Origin of the sequence: Bowmanella denitrificans (genome assembly GCF_002887595.1) — a bacterium.
Classification (GTDB): Bacteria; Pseudomonadota; Gammaproteobacteria; order Enterobacterales; family Alteromonadaceae; genus Bowmanella; species Bowmanella denitrificans.
In genome coordinates this window covers 1-15,951 of sequence record NZ_PEBU01000025.1, presented here as the reverse complement: position 1 = coordinate 15,951, position 15,951 = coordinate 1, and the positions used below count along the sequence as shown (strand labels likewise).

12 protein-coding genes, 1 tRNA gene and 1 pseudogene are annotated in these 15,951 nt (G+C 49.9%); all 14 read right to left on the bottom strand.

Annotation, left to right across the window (positions count from 1 at the left end):
• A pseudogene (locus CSR04_RS24305) lies at window positions 1–77 on the bottom strand (GTP-binding protein); the annotation flags it as partial.
• A 66-nt stretch (window positions 78–143) separates the two neighbouring features.
• On the bottom strand, window positions 144–2,249 hold the full coding sequence (gene fusA, locus CSR04_RS24300) for an elongation factor G (RefSeq protein WP_102798951.1): 2,106 nt from the start codon (window positions 2,247–2,249) through the stop codon (window positions 144–146).
• 15 nt (window positions 2,250–2,264) lie between these two features.
• Complete coding sequence (gene rpsG / locus CSR04_RS24295) at window positions 2,265–2,735, bottom strand: 30S ribosomal protein S7 (RefSeq protein WP_102798950.1); 471 nt, start codon at window positions 2,733–2,735, stop codon at window positions 2,265–2,267.
• 79 nt (window positions 2,736–2,814) lie between these two features.
• Window positions 2,815–3,189 (bottom strand): 30S ribosomal protein S12, encoded by a 375-nt coding sequence (rpsL, locus tag CSR04_RS24290; protein WP_102798949.1) that lies wholly within the window; start codon window positions 3,187–3,189, stop codon window positions 2,815–2,817.
• 235 nt (window positions 3,190–3,424) lie between these two features.
• Window positions 3,425–7,606, bottom strand: coding sequence for a DNA-directed RNA polymerase subunit beta' (gene rpoC / locus CSR04_RS24285; protein WP_102798948.1), 4,182 nt, complete (start codon window positions 7,604–7,606; stop codon window positions 3,425–3,427).
• 74 nt (window positions 7,607–7,680) lie between these two features.
• The gene (gene rpoB, locus CSR04_RS24280) at window positions 7,681–11,709 is read right to left on the bottom strand and encodes a DNA-directed RNA polymerase subunit beta (RefSeq protein ID WP_102798952.1); all 4,029 of its coding nucleotides are present in this window, start codon (window positions 11,707–11,709) and stop codon (window positions 7,681–7,683) included.
• A 281-nt stretch (window positions 11,710–11,990) separates the two neighbouring features.
• Entirely contained in the window at window positions 11,991–12,356 is a 366-nt protein-coding gene (rplL, locus tag CSR04_RS24275; RefSeq protein ID WP_102798947.1) for a 50S ribosomal protein L7/L12, read from the bottom strand.
• A 64-nt stretch (window positions 12,357–12,420) separates the two neighbouring features.
• Window positions 12,421–12,915 carry a 50S ribosomal protein L10 gene (gene rplJ / locus CSR04_RS24270; protein ID WP_102798946.1) on the bottom strand — a complete coding sequence of 165 codons (495 nt, stop codon included), beginning with the start codon at window positions 12,913–12,915 and terminating at the stop codon, window positions 12,421–12,423.
• Between the two features lie 231 nt (window positions 12,916–13,146).
• The gene (gene rplA, locus CSR04_RS24265) at window positions 13,147–13,842 is read right to left on the bottom strand and encodes a 50S ribosomal protein L1 (RefSeq protein WP_102798945.1); all 696 of its coding nucleotides are present in this window, start codon (window positions 13,840–13,842) and stop codon (window positions 13,147–13,149) included.
• Window positions 13,843–13,847: 5 nt separating this feature from the next.
• Window positions 13,848–14,276, bottom strand: a complete 429-nt coding sequence (rplK, locus tag CSR04_RS24260; protein WP_102798944.1) for a 50S ribosomal protein L11 — start codon at window positions 14,274–14,276, stop codon at window positions 13,848–13,850.
• Between the two features lie 231 nt (window positions 14,277–14,507).
• Window positions 14,508–15,044, bottom strand: a complete 537-nt coding sequence (gene nusG / locus CSR04_RS24255) for a transcription termination/antitermination protein NusG (protein ID WP_102798943.1) — start codon at window positions 15,042–15,044, stop codon at window positions 14,508–14,510.
• A 1-nt stretch (window position 15,045) separates the two neighbouring features.
• The gene (gene secE, locus CSR04_RS24250) at window positions 15,046–15,423 is read right to left on the bottom strand and encodes a preprotein translocase subunit SecE (RefSeq protein ID WP_102798942.1); all 378 of its coding nucleotides are present in this window, start codon (window positions 15,421–15,423) and stop codon (window positions 15,046–15,048) included.
• Window positions 15,424–15,593: 170 nt separating this feature from the next.
• A tRNA-Trp gene (locus CSR04_RS24245) sits at window positions 15,594–15,670 on the bottom strand.
• A gap of 202 nt (window positions 15,671–15,872) precedes the next feature.
• On the bottom strand, window positions 15,873–15,951 hold a 79-nt coding region (locus tag CSR04_RS24240; protein ID WP_216362623.1), incomplete at its 5' end, for an EF-Tu C-terminal domain-related protein.

The window sequence follows — 15,951 nt, the reverse complement described above, 5'->3', positions numbered from 1 at the left end:
GTTTTACCGTGGTCAACGTGGCCGATAGTGCCTACGTTTACGTGCGGTTTCGTACGTTCAAACTTTTCTTTTGCCATTTTACTAAGTTCCTAAGTTAAAAGTCCGGCCCCCTGCTTGGGACAGATTACCGGACCAGACCTTCATTAAGATTTTCTAGTTTCAATAATTGCATTGGCCACATTACTTGGGGCTTCAGCATAATTAAAGAATTCCATGGAATAGGATGCTCGGCCCTGGGTTGCGCTCCGCAGGTCGGTGGCATAACCAAACATTTCGGACAGTGGCACTTTTGCACGCACTATCTTAATTCCGGCTATACCGTCTTCCATACCTTCGATGATACCGCGACGACGGTTCAGGTCGCCGACCACATCACCCATCCAATCCTCAGGCGTCGTGACTTCCACTTTCATCAGCGGCTCAAGCAACACAGGGTTCGCTTGGGCAGCACCTTTCTTGAAGCCCATCGAGCCTGCGATCTTAAACGCCATTTCAGAAGAGTCAACATCGTGATAGGAACCATCGAAGAGAGTTACCTTCACGTCGAGCATGGGATAGCCAGCCAGCACACCATTTTGCATCTGCTCCTGGATCCCTTTGTCAACAGCCGGGATGTATTCCTTAGGAATAACACCACCCACAATGGCGTTAACAAACTCGTAGCCCGCCCCTTCTTCCTGAGGTTCGATCTTCAGCCATACATGACCAAACTGACCGCGACCACCAGATTGACGGACGAACTTGCCTTCCACTTCCACTGCCTTACGCAGTGTTTCACGGTAAGCAACCTGGGGCTTGCCCACGCTGCACTCCACTTTGAACTCGCGCTTCATGCGATCAACTATGATATCCAGGTGCAGTTCACCCATACCGGAAATAATAGTCTGACCTGATTCTTCATCCGTTTTGACCCGGAAGGAAGGATCTTCTGCAGCCAGCTTGCTCAACGCGATGCCCATCTTTTCCTGATCAGCAACAGACCTGGGTTCCACAGCAACCGCAATAACCGGCTCAGGGAAGTCCATCTTCTCAAGAATAATGATGTTGTTCGGGTCACATAATGTGTCCCCGGTGGTGACATCTTTCAGCCCAATGGCAGCGGCGATATCGCCGGCACGCACTTCTTTGATCTCTTCGCGGCTGTTGGCGTGCATCTGCACGATGCGGCCAAAACGTTCACGTTTGGCTTTTACCGAGTTATATACGGTGTCGCCTGAATTCACCACGCCGGAATAGCAGCGGAAGAATGTCAGGGTACCGACAAAGGGGTCCGTGGCAATTTTAAATGCCAGGGCAGAAAACGGCTCGTTGTCGTCAGCGTGTCGTTCAGCCAAAGACTCATCTGCATCATCCAGATGGCCTTTAATAGCTGGTACATCTACCGGCGCGGGCAGAAAATCAATCACCGCATCCAGCACAGCCTGTACACCTTTATTCTTAAAGGCAGAACCACAGGTAGCCAGTACGATTTCATTGTTCAGCGTACGGGTACGCAAACCTTGTTTGATTTCCTCTTCCGACAGTTCACCGCCTTCCAGATACTTTTCCATCAGCTCTTCAGAGCCTTCGGCGGCAGCTTCGACCATTTCCATACGGAACTGCTCGGCCTGGGCCTGCAACTCTGCCGGGATATCCTCATAGGTGAAAGTCATGCCCTGGTCCGCTTCGTTCCAGTTAATCGCCTTCATCTTGAGCAGATCGATAACGCCTTTGAAGTTCTCTTCAGCACCGATGTTAAGTTGGATAGGCACACAGGTAGCGCCCAGGCGATTGCGGATCTGTTTGACCACGCGCCCGAAGTCGGCACCGGCCCGGTCCATCTTATTGACGAACACCAGACGCGGTACACGATACTTGTCAGCCTGACGCCAAACTGTTTCGGATTGAGGCTCCACGCCGGACGAACCGCAGAACACCACCACAGCGCCATCAAGCACGCGCAAGGAACGTTCAACTTCGATAGTGAAGTCAACGTGTCCCGGCGTATCAATAATGTTGACGCGGTGCTGTTCAAATTGCTGGTTCATACCGGACCAGAAACAGGTGGTGGCAGCAGAGGTGATAGTGATACCACGCTCCTGCTCTTGTTCCATCCAGTCCATGGTGGCTGCGCCATCATGGACCTCACCGATTTTATGCGATAAACCAGTATAGAAGAGTACGCGCTCGGTAGTGGTAGTTTTCCCCGCATCCACGTGAGCACAGATACCGATATTACGGTAGCGCTCAATTGGTGTCTTACGAGCCATAGCTTCCTCTCTCGATTACCAGCGGTAGTGAGCAAACGCCTTGTTGGCATCAGCCATACGGTGCACGTCTTCACGCTTCTTAACCGCAGAGCCTTTATTCTCACTGGCATCCAGCATTTCAGCGGCCAGACGCTGAGCCATGGATTTCTCACCACGCTTACGGGCAGCTTCCACTAACCAACGCATGCCCAGGGCATTACGGCGGACAGGACGCACTTCTACAGGCACCTGATAGGTAGAACCACCAACACGGCGGGATTTAACTTCCACAGACGGACGGATATTATCCAGGGCGTCCTCGAACACATCCAGGTGTGCTTTGCCGGTTTTCTCGGCAACGATGTCGAGTGCACCGTATACGATTTTTTCAGCAGTAGATTTTTTGCCGTCCAGCATGACAACGTTCATGAACTTGGCAAGCAATTGTGATCCGAACTTAGGATCAGGTAGGATTTTACGTTGACCTACGACTCTTCTTCTAGGCATCTTCTTTCTCCGTTGAATTCAGGGATTACCCAAAACTCTCAATTAAAACTTTAGTTTGGCCTTACTAAACGGAGAACCGTTAGGACTTGGGCCTTTTCGCGCCGTACTTAGAACGGGCTTGCTTACGAGCGTTAACACCGGCGCAGTCCAAAGTACCGCGAACAGTGTGGTAACGAACACCTGGCAGGTCTTTAACACGACCACCACGGATCAGTACAACGCTGTGCTCTTGCAGGTTGTGACCTTCGCCACCAATGTATGAACTGACTTCGAAACCGTTAGTCAGACGAACACGGCATACTTTACGCAATGCAGAGTTCGGTTTCTTTGGAGTGGTGGTATATACGCGAGTACATACGCCACGTCTCTGGGGGCAAGCTTGCAGCGCAGGTACATTGCTTTTTTCAGCGACCTTCGCGCGGGGCTTACGCACCAACTGGTTAACTGTTGCCATTAACTAGCTCCTGATAAAAATAACTACTACTGAAAAATCGAAAACGATTGCTGATCCTTCAGCTTAGCTGATGAATAGCTATCGTGTTGCTGCATTTGGCCGTCCTGCCGCTGCAGCTTATTCACATCCGTGCAAATAAAAAAACCGCAACCCTGAAAAAGGGTCGCGGAATTCTATAGACCAAAGATTAACCTGTCAACCCAAGCCTGCCTTACGGCAGGCCCTGGCAAAGGGTTTAATCTTCGGATTCGTCATCACCGACTTCGGCATTGAGTGCCTCAGACAGCGCCTGTTCAGCCTGCGCCGCAGATACAGACGGATCTTCCATCATCATGGACTCCAGTCTTCTGCGCTGACGTTTCTGATGGTAGGCAAAACCGGTACCAGCAGGGATCAGTCGGCCAACGATAACGTTTTCTTTCAAGCCGCGCAGATCGTCTTCCTTGCCCTGTACAGCCGCTTCGGTCAGTACGCGGGTAGTTTCCTGGAACGAGGCCGCAGAAATAAACGACTCGGTAGACAAGGACGCCTTAGTGATACCCAGTAACTGGGTTTCATACTGAGCCGGGATCTTGCCCTGTTTTTCCAACTGACGGTTAGCGATCTTAACGTGCGATACTTCTACCTGCTCGCCTTCCAGGAACTTGCTGTCACCTGGGTGGGTGATCAAACATTTACGCAGCATCTGACGAATAACCACTTCGATGTGCTTGTCGTTGATCTTTACACCCTGCAGACGGTAAACGTCCTGTACTTCGTTAACGATATAGTTGGATACCGCACTGATACCACGCAGACGCAAAATGTCATGAGGTGATTCTGGACCGTCGGAGATCACTTCACCGCGTTCCACTTTTTCACCTTCAAACACGTTCAGCTGACGCCACTTAGGAATCATCTCTTCATAAGCTTCGCCTTGTTCAGGCACAATCACCAGGCGCTTCTTACCTTTGGTTTCCTTACCAAAGTTAATGGTACCGGAAACCTCGGCCAGAATAGCTGGCTCTTTGGGCTTACGCGCTTCGAACAAGTCGGCAACCCTTGGCAGACCACCCGTGATATCGCGGGTCTTCGAGCTTTCCTGCGGTATACGGGCTAACACGTCACCGGCTCTTGCCACTGTGCCGTCGGTAGCTTCAATAGTGGTAAAGCTTGGCAGGCGAATTTCCTGCAAACCGGCTTCAGCACTTTCCAGAATCAGCTTAGGCTCTTTGGCGTTGAACTTGGACAGATCTTTAACCACGATACGGGTCAGACCGGTCAGCTCATCCTGCTGCATCTCTGTGTTACTGTCATCAACGTCGGCAAAGCTGATCTTAGCCTGACGCTCAGTAATGATCGGGTGCGAGTGCGGATCCCAGTTAGCGACGATGTCACCAGCTGCCACTTTGGCGCCGTCATCTACCGCCAATACAGCACCGTAAGGCACTTTGTAGCGCTCTTTCTCACGGCCCTGATCATCAATTACCGTGATTTCGGTGGAACGGGAAACAATCACTACCTTGTCATCAGCATTACGCACGTACTTGGCGTTATGCAGTTTCAAACTACCGACAGTCTTTACCTGTACGCTGTTTTCGGCAGACGCTCTTGAAGCGGCACCACCGATGTGGAAGGTACGCATGGTCAGCTGTGTACCTGGTTCACCGATTGACTGGGCGGCAATAACGCCCACTGCTTCACCGGTACCCACCAGATGACCGCGAGCCAGATCACGACCGTAACAGTTAGCACAGACACCGAAGTCGTTGTCACAAGTGATAACAGACCGTACCAGCACCTGATCCACAGAGTGCGATTCCAGCAGGTCAACCAGAGCTTCGTCCAGCATCACGTTACGCTCTACCAGAACTTCGTCGCTACCAGGTTTGATCACGTCTTCAGCCACCACACGACCCAGAACACGCTCGCGCAATGGTTCAACTACGTCACCACCTTCGATTAACGGAGTCATCTTCACCCCTTCGAATGTGCCGCAGTCGTCATTGTTGATAACCAGATCCTGAGCAACGTCTACCAGACGACGAGTCAGATAACCTGAGTTCGCTGTCTTCAAGGCGGTATCGGCAAGACCCTTACGCGCACCGTGGGTAGAAATAAAGTACTGCAATACGTTCAGACCTTCACGGAAGTTTGCCGTGATGGGCGTTTCGATGATTGAACCATCTGGCTTGGCCATCAGACCACGCATACCAGCCAACTGACGAATCTGTGCTGCACTACCCCGGGCACCGGAGTCAGCCATCATAAACACAGAGTTAAATGAAGGCTGTTGCTCTTCTTCACCGTCACGGTTGATCACGGTTTCAGTTTTCAGGTTATCCATCATGGCCTTGGATACGCGCTCGTTGGCTGCAGACCAGATATCGATAACTTTGTTGTAACGCTCACCAGCGGTGACCAAACCTGACTGGAACTGGTCCTGAATCTCGGCTACTTCCGCTTCAGCAGCATCGATAATCTGGGCTTTCTCATCAGGGATTACCATGTCGTCGATACCGATAGAGGCACCAGCGATCATCGCATAATGGAAACCTGTGTACATGATTTGGTCAGCAGCAATAACGGTATGCTTCAGACCCAGCGTACGGTAACAGGCGTTCAACAGGCGAGAAATCTGCTTCTTACCCATGGCTTGGTTGATTAACTCAAACGGCAGACCTTGTGGCAGAATCAGCGACAGAATGGCACGGCCAACAGTGGTGTCGGTCAGTGTCACTTTCTCTGTTTTATTACCCGCTTCATCGACTTCAAACTCACGGATCCGCACCTTAACTCGGGCATGCAGCTCAGCAACGTCGGTACGATAGGCCTTCTCGGCTTCGTGCGCGTTTTTGAACACCATGCCTTCGCCTTTGCCATTTACACGGTCACGGGTCATGTAATACAGACCCAATACCACGTCCTGAGAAGGTACGATGATAGGTTCACCGTTGGCAGGCGACAGGATGTTATTGGTAGACATCATCAGCGCACGGGCTTCCAACTGCGCTTCGATTGTCAGGGGTACGTGAACGGCCATTTGGTCACCGTCGAAGTCGGCGTTATAAGCCGCACACACTAATGGGTGCAACTGGATCGCCTTACCTTCGATCAGGGTGGGTTCAAAGGCCTGAATACCCAAACGGTGCAACGTAGGTGCACGGTTTAATAATACCGGGTGTTCGCGGATCACTTCATCCAGTACGTCCCATACCTCGGGCGCTTCACGCTCAACCATTTTCTTGGCGGCTTTAATGGTAGTGGCCAGGCCACGACCTTCCAGCTTGCCATAGATAAAGGGCTTGAATAGTTCCAGAGCCATTTTCTTAGGCAGACCGCACTGATGCAGGCGCAGTGTAGGACCTACGGTGATAACGGAACGGCCAGAGTAGTCAACACGCTTACCCAACAGGTTCTGACGGAAACGACCTTGCTTACCTTTAATCATGTCGGCAAGGGATTTCAGAGGACGCTTATTGGAACCGGTGATGGCACGACCACGACGACCGTTATCCAACAACGCATCCACGGCTTCCTGCAGCATACGCTTTTCGTTACGCACGATGATATCAGGCGCAGCCAGATCCAGCAGACGCTTCAGACGGTTGTTACGGTTGATCACCCGGCGATACAGATCGTTCAGGTCAGAGGTCGCAAAACGACCACCATCCAGGGGTACTAATGGACGCAAATCCGGTGGCAGTACTGGCAGTACGGTCAGGATCATCCACTCTGGACGGTTACCAGAAGCCTGGAAAGACTCAAGCAATTTCAAACGCTTGGTGATCTTCTTCTTCTTGGTCTCAGAGTTAACCGATGGCAGCTCTTCACGCATGGAGGCAACATCGCCATCCACGTTCAGGGCTTTCAGCAGATCGAATACCGCTTCGGCACCCATCTTGGCTTCGAACTCATCGCCATGCTCTTCAAGGGCGTCCAGATATTCTTCTTCGGTCAGCAGCTGCGAACGCTCCAGTGTGGTCATACCAGGTTCGGTTACCACATAGCTTTCAAAATACAGCACACGCTCGATATCACGTAAGGTCATATCCAGCATCAAACCGATACGGGACGGCAGTGATTTCAGGAACCAAATATGTGCAACCGGGCTCGCCAGTTCAATATGGCCCATGCGCTCACGACGCACTTTGGTCAGAGTGACTTCAACGCCACACTTCTCACAGATCACGCCGCGATGCTTAAGACGCTTGTACTTACCGCACAAGCACTCATAGTCTTTAACCGGTCCGAAAATACGCGCGCAGAACAGGCCGTCACGCTCCGGCTTGAATGTGCGGTAGTTGATGGTCTCGGGCTTTTTCACTTCACCATAGGACCAGGAACGGATCATGTCCGGTGAAGCCAGACCGATACGGATATTGTCGAACTCTTCGGTCTTATTCTGCTGCTTCAGAAACTTCAATAAATCTTTCACGATTTTCTCCCTGCGGAGTCATTAACCTTGGGGAGCCCAGGGGCTCCCCACATGCCCTAAATACCCTAGTCGGATTAATTCTCTTCCAACTCGATGTTGATACCCAGTGAGCGGATTTCCTTCAGCAGTACGTTGAAGGATTCCGGCATTCCGGGCTCCATGCGGTGATCGCCGTCCACGATGTTCTTATACATCTTGGTACGACCGTTCACGTCATCGGATTTCACAGTTAGCATTTCCTGCAGGGTGTAGGCAGCACCGTAGGCTTCAAGTGCCCACACTTCCATCTCCCCGAAACGCTGACCACCGAATTGCGCCTTACCACCCAGCGGTTGCTGAGTTACCAGGCTGTAAGAACCAGTGGAACGGGCATGCATCTTGTCATCAACCAAGTGGTTCAGTTTCAGCATGTACATGTAGCCAACGGTCACTTTACGCTCAAAGGCGCGACCAGTACGGCCATCGTACAACACGATCTGACCATCTTCAGGGATGTCAGCCAGTTTCAGCATCTGCTTGATTTCAGCTTCATTGGCACCGTCGAATACCGGTGTGGCAATCGGCAGACCTTTACGCAGGTTGCCAGCCAGACGTTCGATTTCATCGTCGCTGAAGCTGTCAATATCCACTTTCTGGTGTGATTCACCAAGATCGTAAACTTCTTTGATAAAGGCGCGCAGTTTAGCTTTTTCCTGCTGTTCCTTAATCATCCGGTCTATCTTGGCACCAATACCATTGGCGGCCATACCCAGGTGAGTTTCCAGTACCTGACCGATGTTCATACGTGAAGGTACGCCCAATGGGTTCAGTACGATATCAACTGGTTGACCATGCTCGTCATACGGCATGTCTTCCACCGGCATAATGGTGGAGATAACACCTTTGTTACCGTGACGACCAGCCATTTTGTCACCTGGCTGAATCATACGCTTCACTGCCAGATACACCTTAACGATCTTCAGTACGCCAGGCGCCAGATCATCACCCTGAGTGATCTTGCGACGCTTCATTTCAAACTTCTTGTCGAAGTCATCTTTGATCTCGCCATACTGCTCGGCAATCTGGTCCAGATCATTCTGTGCGTCTTCGTCCTTCAACGTCAGATCGAACCATTTCTCACGTGGCAGGCTATCCAGCTTGGTATCCGCAACACCGCTGTTAATCAGCAGGTTACGAGCGCGAGAGAATATTCCATCGGCCAGGATGTTGAATTCGTCAGACAGGTCTTTCTTAACCTGACGCAATTGCATGTCTTCGATTTCGATGGCACGTTTGTCTTTCTCTACGCCGTCGCGGGTAAAGACTTGTACATCAATTACCGTACCATGCACGCTGTTCGGTACACGCAAAGACGTGTCTTTCACATCAGAGGCTTTTTCACCAAAGATAGCGCGCAGCAGTTTTTCTTCTGGCGTCAGTTGCGTTTCACCCTTAGGTGTTACTTTACCAACCAGAATGTCGCCGCCTTTTACTTCAGCACCGATGTAAACAACGCCCGACTCGTCCAGTTTACCCAGGGCAGATTCACCTACGTTAGGGATGTCGGCAGTAATTTCTTCCGGCCCCAACTTAGTATCACGAGCAATACAGCTCAGTTCCTGAATATGGATAGTGGTAAAGCGATCTTCCTGCACCACGCGCTCGGATAACAAAATCGAATCTTCGAAGTTGTAACCATTCCAAGGCATGAACGCGATACGCATGTTCTGACCCAGTGCCAATTCACCCAAATCAGTGGATGGACCGTCTGCCAGTACATCACCGGCCACTATCGGCTCGCCGACGTTACAAGTAGGCTTCTGGTTGATACAGGTGTTTTGGTTTGAACGGGTGTACTTGGTCAGGTTGTAAATATCGATACCCGCTTCACCAGCATAGGTTTCTTCTTCATTAACCTTGATCACAATACGGCTGGCATCAACGTAATCCACCACACCGCCACGTTTGGCAACCACTGTTACACCAGAGTCAACCGCAATGGTTTTCTCCATGCCAGTACCTACCAATGGCTTTTCAGCACGCAGGGTAGGAACGGCCTGACGTTGCATGTTCGCGCCCATCAAAGCACGGTTAGCATCGTCGTGCTCCAGGAATGGAATGATGCTGGCAGCAACAGACACGATCTGCTGTGGTGATACGTCCATATACCTGATATCACTGGCCGGCATCAGGGTGAATTCACCCCGGAAACGACAGGATACCAGCTCATCTGCCAGACGACCTTCAGCATCCAGTTCAGCATTAGCCTGAGCAATGGCGTGCTGGCCTTCTTCAATGGCAGACAGGTACTCAATTTCATCGGTCACAATACCGTCAACGATTTTACGATAAGGGGTTTCCAGGAAACCAAAATCGTTAGTACGGGCATAGGTTGACAATGAGTTGATCAAACCGATGTTTGGACCTTCAGGTGTCTCAATAGGACAGACACGACCGTAGTGCGTAACGTGTACGTCACGTACTTCGAAACCGGCGCGCTCTCGGGTCAGACCGCCGGGGCCCAAGGCAGAAATACGACGCTTGTGGGTCACTTCCGACAGCGGGTTGTTCTGATCCATAAACTGCGACAACTGTGAAGAACCGAAGAATTCTTTCACGGCTGCAGAGATCGGCTTAGCGTTGATCAGGTCCTGAGGCATAACGTTGTCCAGGTCACCCAGGCTCAAACGTTCTTTCACCGCACGCTCAACACGTACCAGACCAACACGGAATTGGTTCTCGGCCATTTCGCCAACGCTACGAATACGACGGTTACCCAAGTGGTCGATATCGTCCACTTCATCTTTACCGTCACGAATAGCAATCAGTTGCTTCATTACCGCTACGATATCGGCTTTGTCCAGCGTGCCTTCACCGATCAGCTCATCACGTCCCAAACGACGGTTGAACTTCATCCGGCCCACTGAAGACAAATCATAACGGTCGTCAGAGAAGAACAGATTGTCGAACAGCGTCTCAGCAGCGTCTTTCGTTGGTGGTTCACCAGGGCGCATCATACGGTAAATTTCAACCAGCGCTTCCAATCGGTTGCTGGTTGAATCGATACGGATAGTGTCAGAGATATAGGAACCGTGATCCAGCTCGTTGATATACAGCGTTTCGAAGCTGTCAAAGCCGGCTTTCTTCAGTGCCAGTAACGCTTCAAGCGTCAACTCTTCGTTAGCTCCGATGATCAATTCGCCGGTTGCTTCATTCACGTAGTTGCGGGCAACCACTTTGCCGACCAGATACTGAGGCGGTACTTCCAGCTCAGCAATATTGGCTTTTTCCAACTGACGGGTATGACGGGCAGAGATACGACGGCCGGACTCAACCAGCACATTGCCTTCTTTATCCAGAATATCAAACTGGGCCACTTCACCACGCAGACGGTCCGGCACAATATCCATCATCAGACGATCAGCGGTAATACGCACCTGGTTCTTCTCAAAGAACAAATCCAGAATTTCTTCTGTACCCATATCCAGGGCGCGCAAAATAATAGTCGCTGGCAATTTACGACGACGGTCGATACGGACAAACAGGTTGTCCTTTGGATCAAACTCGAAGTCCAGCCATGAGCCACGGTAAGGAATAACCCGGGCGTTATACAATACTTTACCGGAAGAGTGCGTTTTGCCCTTATCATGATCAAAGAACACGCCGGGAGAACGGTGCAGCTGAGAAACGATTACTCGCTCGGTACCATTGATAACAAATGTACCGTTTTCAGTCATGAGCGGAATTTCGCCCATGTAGACTTCTTGTTCTTTAATATCTTTAACTGTGCCTGGCGCTGCTTCTCTATCGAACAACACCATGCGCAATTTCACCCGCAATGGAGCAGAGTAGGTTACGCCGCGGATTTGACATTCCTTAACGTCAAAAACCGGCTCACCCAAACGGTAGCTCACATATTGCAATTCAGAGTTACCTGAATAGCTTTTAATTGGAAATACAGAACGGAAGGCTGCTTCCAAACCGTACTGACCATCCGCATCAATCTCGATGAATTTCTTGAAAGAATCTAGTTGGATTGATAGAAGATAAGGTATTTCCAATACCTGCGGGCGTTTGCCAAAATTCTTACGAATACGTTTCTTTTCGCTATAAGAGTAAACCATGGGTTCCTCAGCCTGCTGATTTTTGACCCAACTTGCCTTTACTGCACTCATTGAAAAATGAGCAATAGACAAACTTCCAGCACCGTTTCAAGGATAGTCACAATACAAATCCATGCGCTGAAATAGCGGCTTGGAAAAAGTATTTGATAAACAATCCTGTGCGCAATTTACGGATAGGCAGTAAACGGTGTAAGTGACTATCCTACAGCGCAAAAAGGCTGGTGATCAAATGATCACCAGCCTTTGCCTGAAATCAGGCAAATAATCTGTCCACAGACAGATTATTTAACTTCAACTTTAGCACCAGCTTCTTCAAGCTCTTTCTTCAGTGCTTCAGCTTCTTCTTTGCTCACGCCTTCTTTGATGGCTTTAGGAGCAGCTTCTACCATGTCTTTGGCTTCTTTCAGACCCAGACCGGTTGCGCCACGTACAGCTTTGATAACCGCAACTTTGTTGCCACCAATCTCAGCCAGAACTACGTCGAACTCAGTCTTCTCTTCAGCAGCTTCAGCTGGGCCAGCAGCAACAGCTACGGCAGCAGCGGCAGAAACGCCGAATTTTTCTTCCATGGCAGCTACCAGCTCTACAACGTCCATTACAGACATTTCAGCGATAGCGTCGATGATTTGCTCTTTAGTCACTGACATTTCTCAGATTCCTAAATTAAGGGGAATATTCCCGATTAAACTCTTAATCAAGCCGCTAATAAAATTAGGCAGCTTGCTCTTGTTTCTGGTCGCGAACCGCAGCAATAGTGCGAACAAGTTTGCCAGCTGCAGCTTCCTTCATGGTGCTCATCAAACGTGCAATTGCTTCGTTGTATGTTGGCAACGAGGCAAGCAGTTCGAAGTCAACGGTCTCGCCATTAAAAGCCGCACCCTTCAGTTCGAATTGCTTATTGTCTTTAGCGAAGTCTTTAAAAATTCGCGCGGCAGCACCTGGATGCTCCTTAGAAAAGGCAATAACAGTCGGACCTACGAATACATCTTTCAGACACTCAAACTCGGTGCCATCTACTGCACGGCGGGCCAAAGTGTTACGGACAACTTTCATCCATACACCGGCTTCACGAGCCTGCTTACGCAGAGTAGTGATTTTGCCTACAGTGACACCACGAGCGTCTGCGACTACCGCAGATAAAGCACCTTTGGCAGCTTCATTGACTTCAGCAACAATTGCCTTTTTGTCTTCAAGCTTAATAGCCATTGGCTCTTAACTCCTGGTTCTTCCAGACTTACGTCTGGTTTCCTACACATAGCCGACACAAGTGCCGACTCGCGATTTACGGTGAGAAACCAGAGAATCTAAATTCTTCTGGGGTCTGCACCGTCTGCGCAGGCTGTTAGATTAAGCATTCACGGGAGCTCCCTGAATGCGCCTGCGGTCTTGGACGGAAGCCTTCGAAAAGGCTCCAACCCATAACCTTAAACTATCTGATTAGCCAGCCAGGCTAGCTTGATCGATAGCTACGCCGGCACCCATAGTAGTGCTCAGGCTAACTTTCTTCACGAAAGTGCCCTTGGCAGTAGAAGGCTTAGCCTTCTTCAGGGCATCCAGCAGAGACTCAAGGTTCTCTTTGATCTGGTTGGCTTCGAAGCCAATCTTACCAATGCTGGCGTGAATGATACCGTTCTTGTCATTGCGGTAACGCACCTGACCAGCCTTGGCATTCTTAACCGCAGTCACCACATCTGGTGTTACGGTGCCAGTTTTTGGGTTTGGCATCAGACCACGGGGGCCCAAGATTTGACCCAAAGTTCCCACAACGCGCATGGCATCTGGAGAGGCGATCACTACGTCAAAAGGCATTTCACCTTTTTTAACTTGCTCTGCCAGGTCGTCCATACCAACGATGTCGGCACCAGCGGCCTTAGCAGCTTCGGCATTTGCACCCTGAGTAAATACTGCTACGCGGACGTCTTTACCAGTACCGTGAGGTAGTACAGTAGCACCACGAACGTTCTGATCAGATTTACGCGGATCAACACCCAGGTTGATAGCAACGTCCACGCTTTCCGCAAACTTGGCAGTGGCCAGTTCTTTCAGCAGAGCAACGGCTTCGTTGATTTCGTATTCTTTGGTAGCGTCAACTTTTTCTTTGATGACGCGCATGCGTTTAGTCAGTTTAGCCATTTGAATTAGTCCTCTACTACCAGACCCATACTACGCGCAGAACCTGCGATAGTACGTACAGCTGCATCCAAATCGCCGGCCGTCAAATCAGGCTCTTTGGTTTTGGCGATTTCTTCCAGTTGAGCACGGTTAACCTTGCCAACTTTATCTGTATTTGGACGGGCAGAACCGCTCTTCAGACCAGCCGCTTTTTTCAGCAGGTAAGAAGCAGGAGGCGTCTTAGTCTCAAATGTGAATGAACGGTCTTCGTAAACTGTAATAACAACTGGAGTAGGTGCACCCTTGTCCAGGCTCTCTGTTCTGGCGTTAAACGCTTTACAGAATTCCATGATGTTTACGCCGTGCTGACCCAACGCTGGACCAACTGGTGGACTGGGGTTAGCAGAACCAGCGGCGACCTGAAGCTTAATCAAGCCTTTTACTTTCTTTGCCATGTTTTTAACCTCTAAAGTGGGTATAACGCCTCGTAAGCATTGAGGATGCTTACTCAAACGGCTCCCCGTTCAATAAAAAGGGCTGCGGATTATATTTTAATCTACAGCCTGGTTCAAGCCGAAACTTGCACAAAGCGCAATTTTCGGCTTGGGAATAAAATTGAGTTTGTTGCAGAGTAACCGAAGGATAGACGTTTTCAGTTCACTAACAAGAACAAACGGATACTTAAACTAGCCTTTTTCAACCTGGCCAAATTCAAGTTCTACCGGAGTGGAACGTCCAAAGATCAATACGGATACCTTCAGGCGACTTTTCTCGTAGTCAACTTCTTCAACAACGCCATTGAAGTCAGCAAATGGGCCATCGTTAACACGTACAACTTCACCTGGTTCAAACAAGGTTTTAGGTCTGGGCTTATCAACCGCTTCCTGCAGACGATTCAGAATCGCATCGGCTTCGCGCTTGCTGATGGGAGCAGGACGGTCAGAAGTGCCGCCAATAAATCCCAATACGCGTGGTACGCTTTTAACCAGGTGCCAGGAATCTTCATTCATTTCCATTTCTACCAGCACATAACCTGGGAAGAATTTCCGCTCACTTTTGCGTTTCTGGCCAGCGCGCATTTCAACCACTTCTTCGGTTGGTACCAAAATTTCACCGAAGTAGTCTTCCATGCCGTGAATTTTAATATGTTCTTTCAGGGATTGCTTAACTCTGCCTTCAAAACCGGAGAAAGCCTGCACCACGTACCATTTTTTGTCAGCCATATTAAACTCCCAACCCGGTTACCAAAGAAACCAGACGCACCAGAATGCCATCCAGGCCCCAAAGAACTAAAGCAACAATGACGGTCGCAACCAATACGATCATTGTTGTTTGTGTTGCTTCCTGACGAGTTGGCCATACCACCTTGCGCACTTCCATTCTGGACTCTTTTGCGAAGGTTAGGAAACGCTCACCCTTTTCGGTCTTGGCAGCAATAAAGCCAGCAATCACAACCAGAGCAACAATAGACACTGCGCGAATCAGCACGGACAGCTCTTCATATACATAGTTGCCGGCAATAGCTGCAGCCAGTAAGCCGATAACCAGTACCCATTTTATCGAATCCATCGCACCGGATGTGTTTTCTGTATTGACGCTCATGCAATTTACCTATTACTGCGATTAGCTGTTTCGCACCGTTCGGTGTCGAAACCTGTTCATTCCTGCCTGCGTAATGCCGGCTTCTTAATTGCTCCATATTGGCGCAAATTATAGACTTTCAAGTGCCAGGCACTTCGCATTAATCTTGTCTGTGACAAAATTAATATATCTGGCAGGGGCGGAGGGACTCGAACCCCCAACCATCGGTTTTGGAGACCGCTGTTCTACCAATTGGAACTACGCCCCTAAATTTCTTCTTCGCAAGATAGCTTTCAGCTCAAGGGAGGTTGAAATCAAGAATCAAGCATAAGAAGGGTGCGGTATTATACCTGTTGACCACTGTTATACAAGCTTCCCTCACCAGCAAGTCAATTCCATACACAATACATGGTGCATGAAAGCAAAAAAGGCTCCCGAAGGAGCCTTTTCAATCATTTAAGCAATCAGAATCACTCAACGATTTTAGATACTACGCCAGCACCTACAGTACGACCACCTTCACGGATGGCGAAACGCAGACCTTCGTCC

Excerpts from the sequence above, each read along its gene's own strand:
- fusA (WP_102798951.1), bottom strand. The coding sequence starts at position 2,249 with ATGGCTCGTAAGACACCAATTGAGCGCTACCGTAATATCGGTATCTGT.
- rpsG (WP_102798950.1), bottom strand. The coding sequence starts at position 2,735 with ATGCCTAGAAGAAGAGTCGTAGGTCAACGTAAAATCCTACCTGATCCT.
- rpsL (WP_102798949.1), bottom strand. The coding sequence starts at position 3,189 with ATGGCAACAGTTAACCAGTTGGTGCGTAAGCCCCGCGCGAAGGTCGCT.
- rpoB (WP_102798952.1), bottom strand. The coding sequence starts at position 11,709 with ATGGTTTACTCTTATAGCGAAAAGAAACGTATTCGTAAGAATTTTGGC.
- rplL (WP_102798947.1), bottom strand. The coding sequence starts at position 12,356 with ATGTCAGTGACTAAAGAGCAAATCATCGACGCTATCGCTGAAATGTCT.
- rplJ (WP_102798946.1), bottom strand. The coding sequence starts at position 12,915 with ATGGCTATTAAGCTTGAAGACAAAAAGGCAATTGTTGCTGAAGTCAAT.
- rplA (WP_102798945.1), bottom strand. The coding sequence starts at position 13,842 with ATGGCTAAACTGACTAAACGCATGCGCGTCATCAAAGAAAAAGTTGAC.
- rplK (WP_102798944.1), bottom strand. The coding sequence starts at position 14,276 with ATGGCAAAGAAAGTAAAAGGCTTGATTAAGCTTCAGGTCGCCGCTGGT.
- nusG (WP_102798943.1), bottom strand. The coding sequence starts at position 15,044 with ATGGCTGACAAAAAATGGTACGTGGTGCAGGCTTTCTCCGGTTTTGAA.
- secE (WP_102798942.1), bottom strand. The coding sequence starts at position 15,423 with ATGAGCGTCAATACAGAAAACACATCCGGTGCGATGGATTCGATAAAA.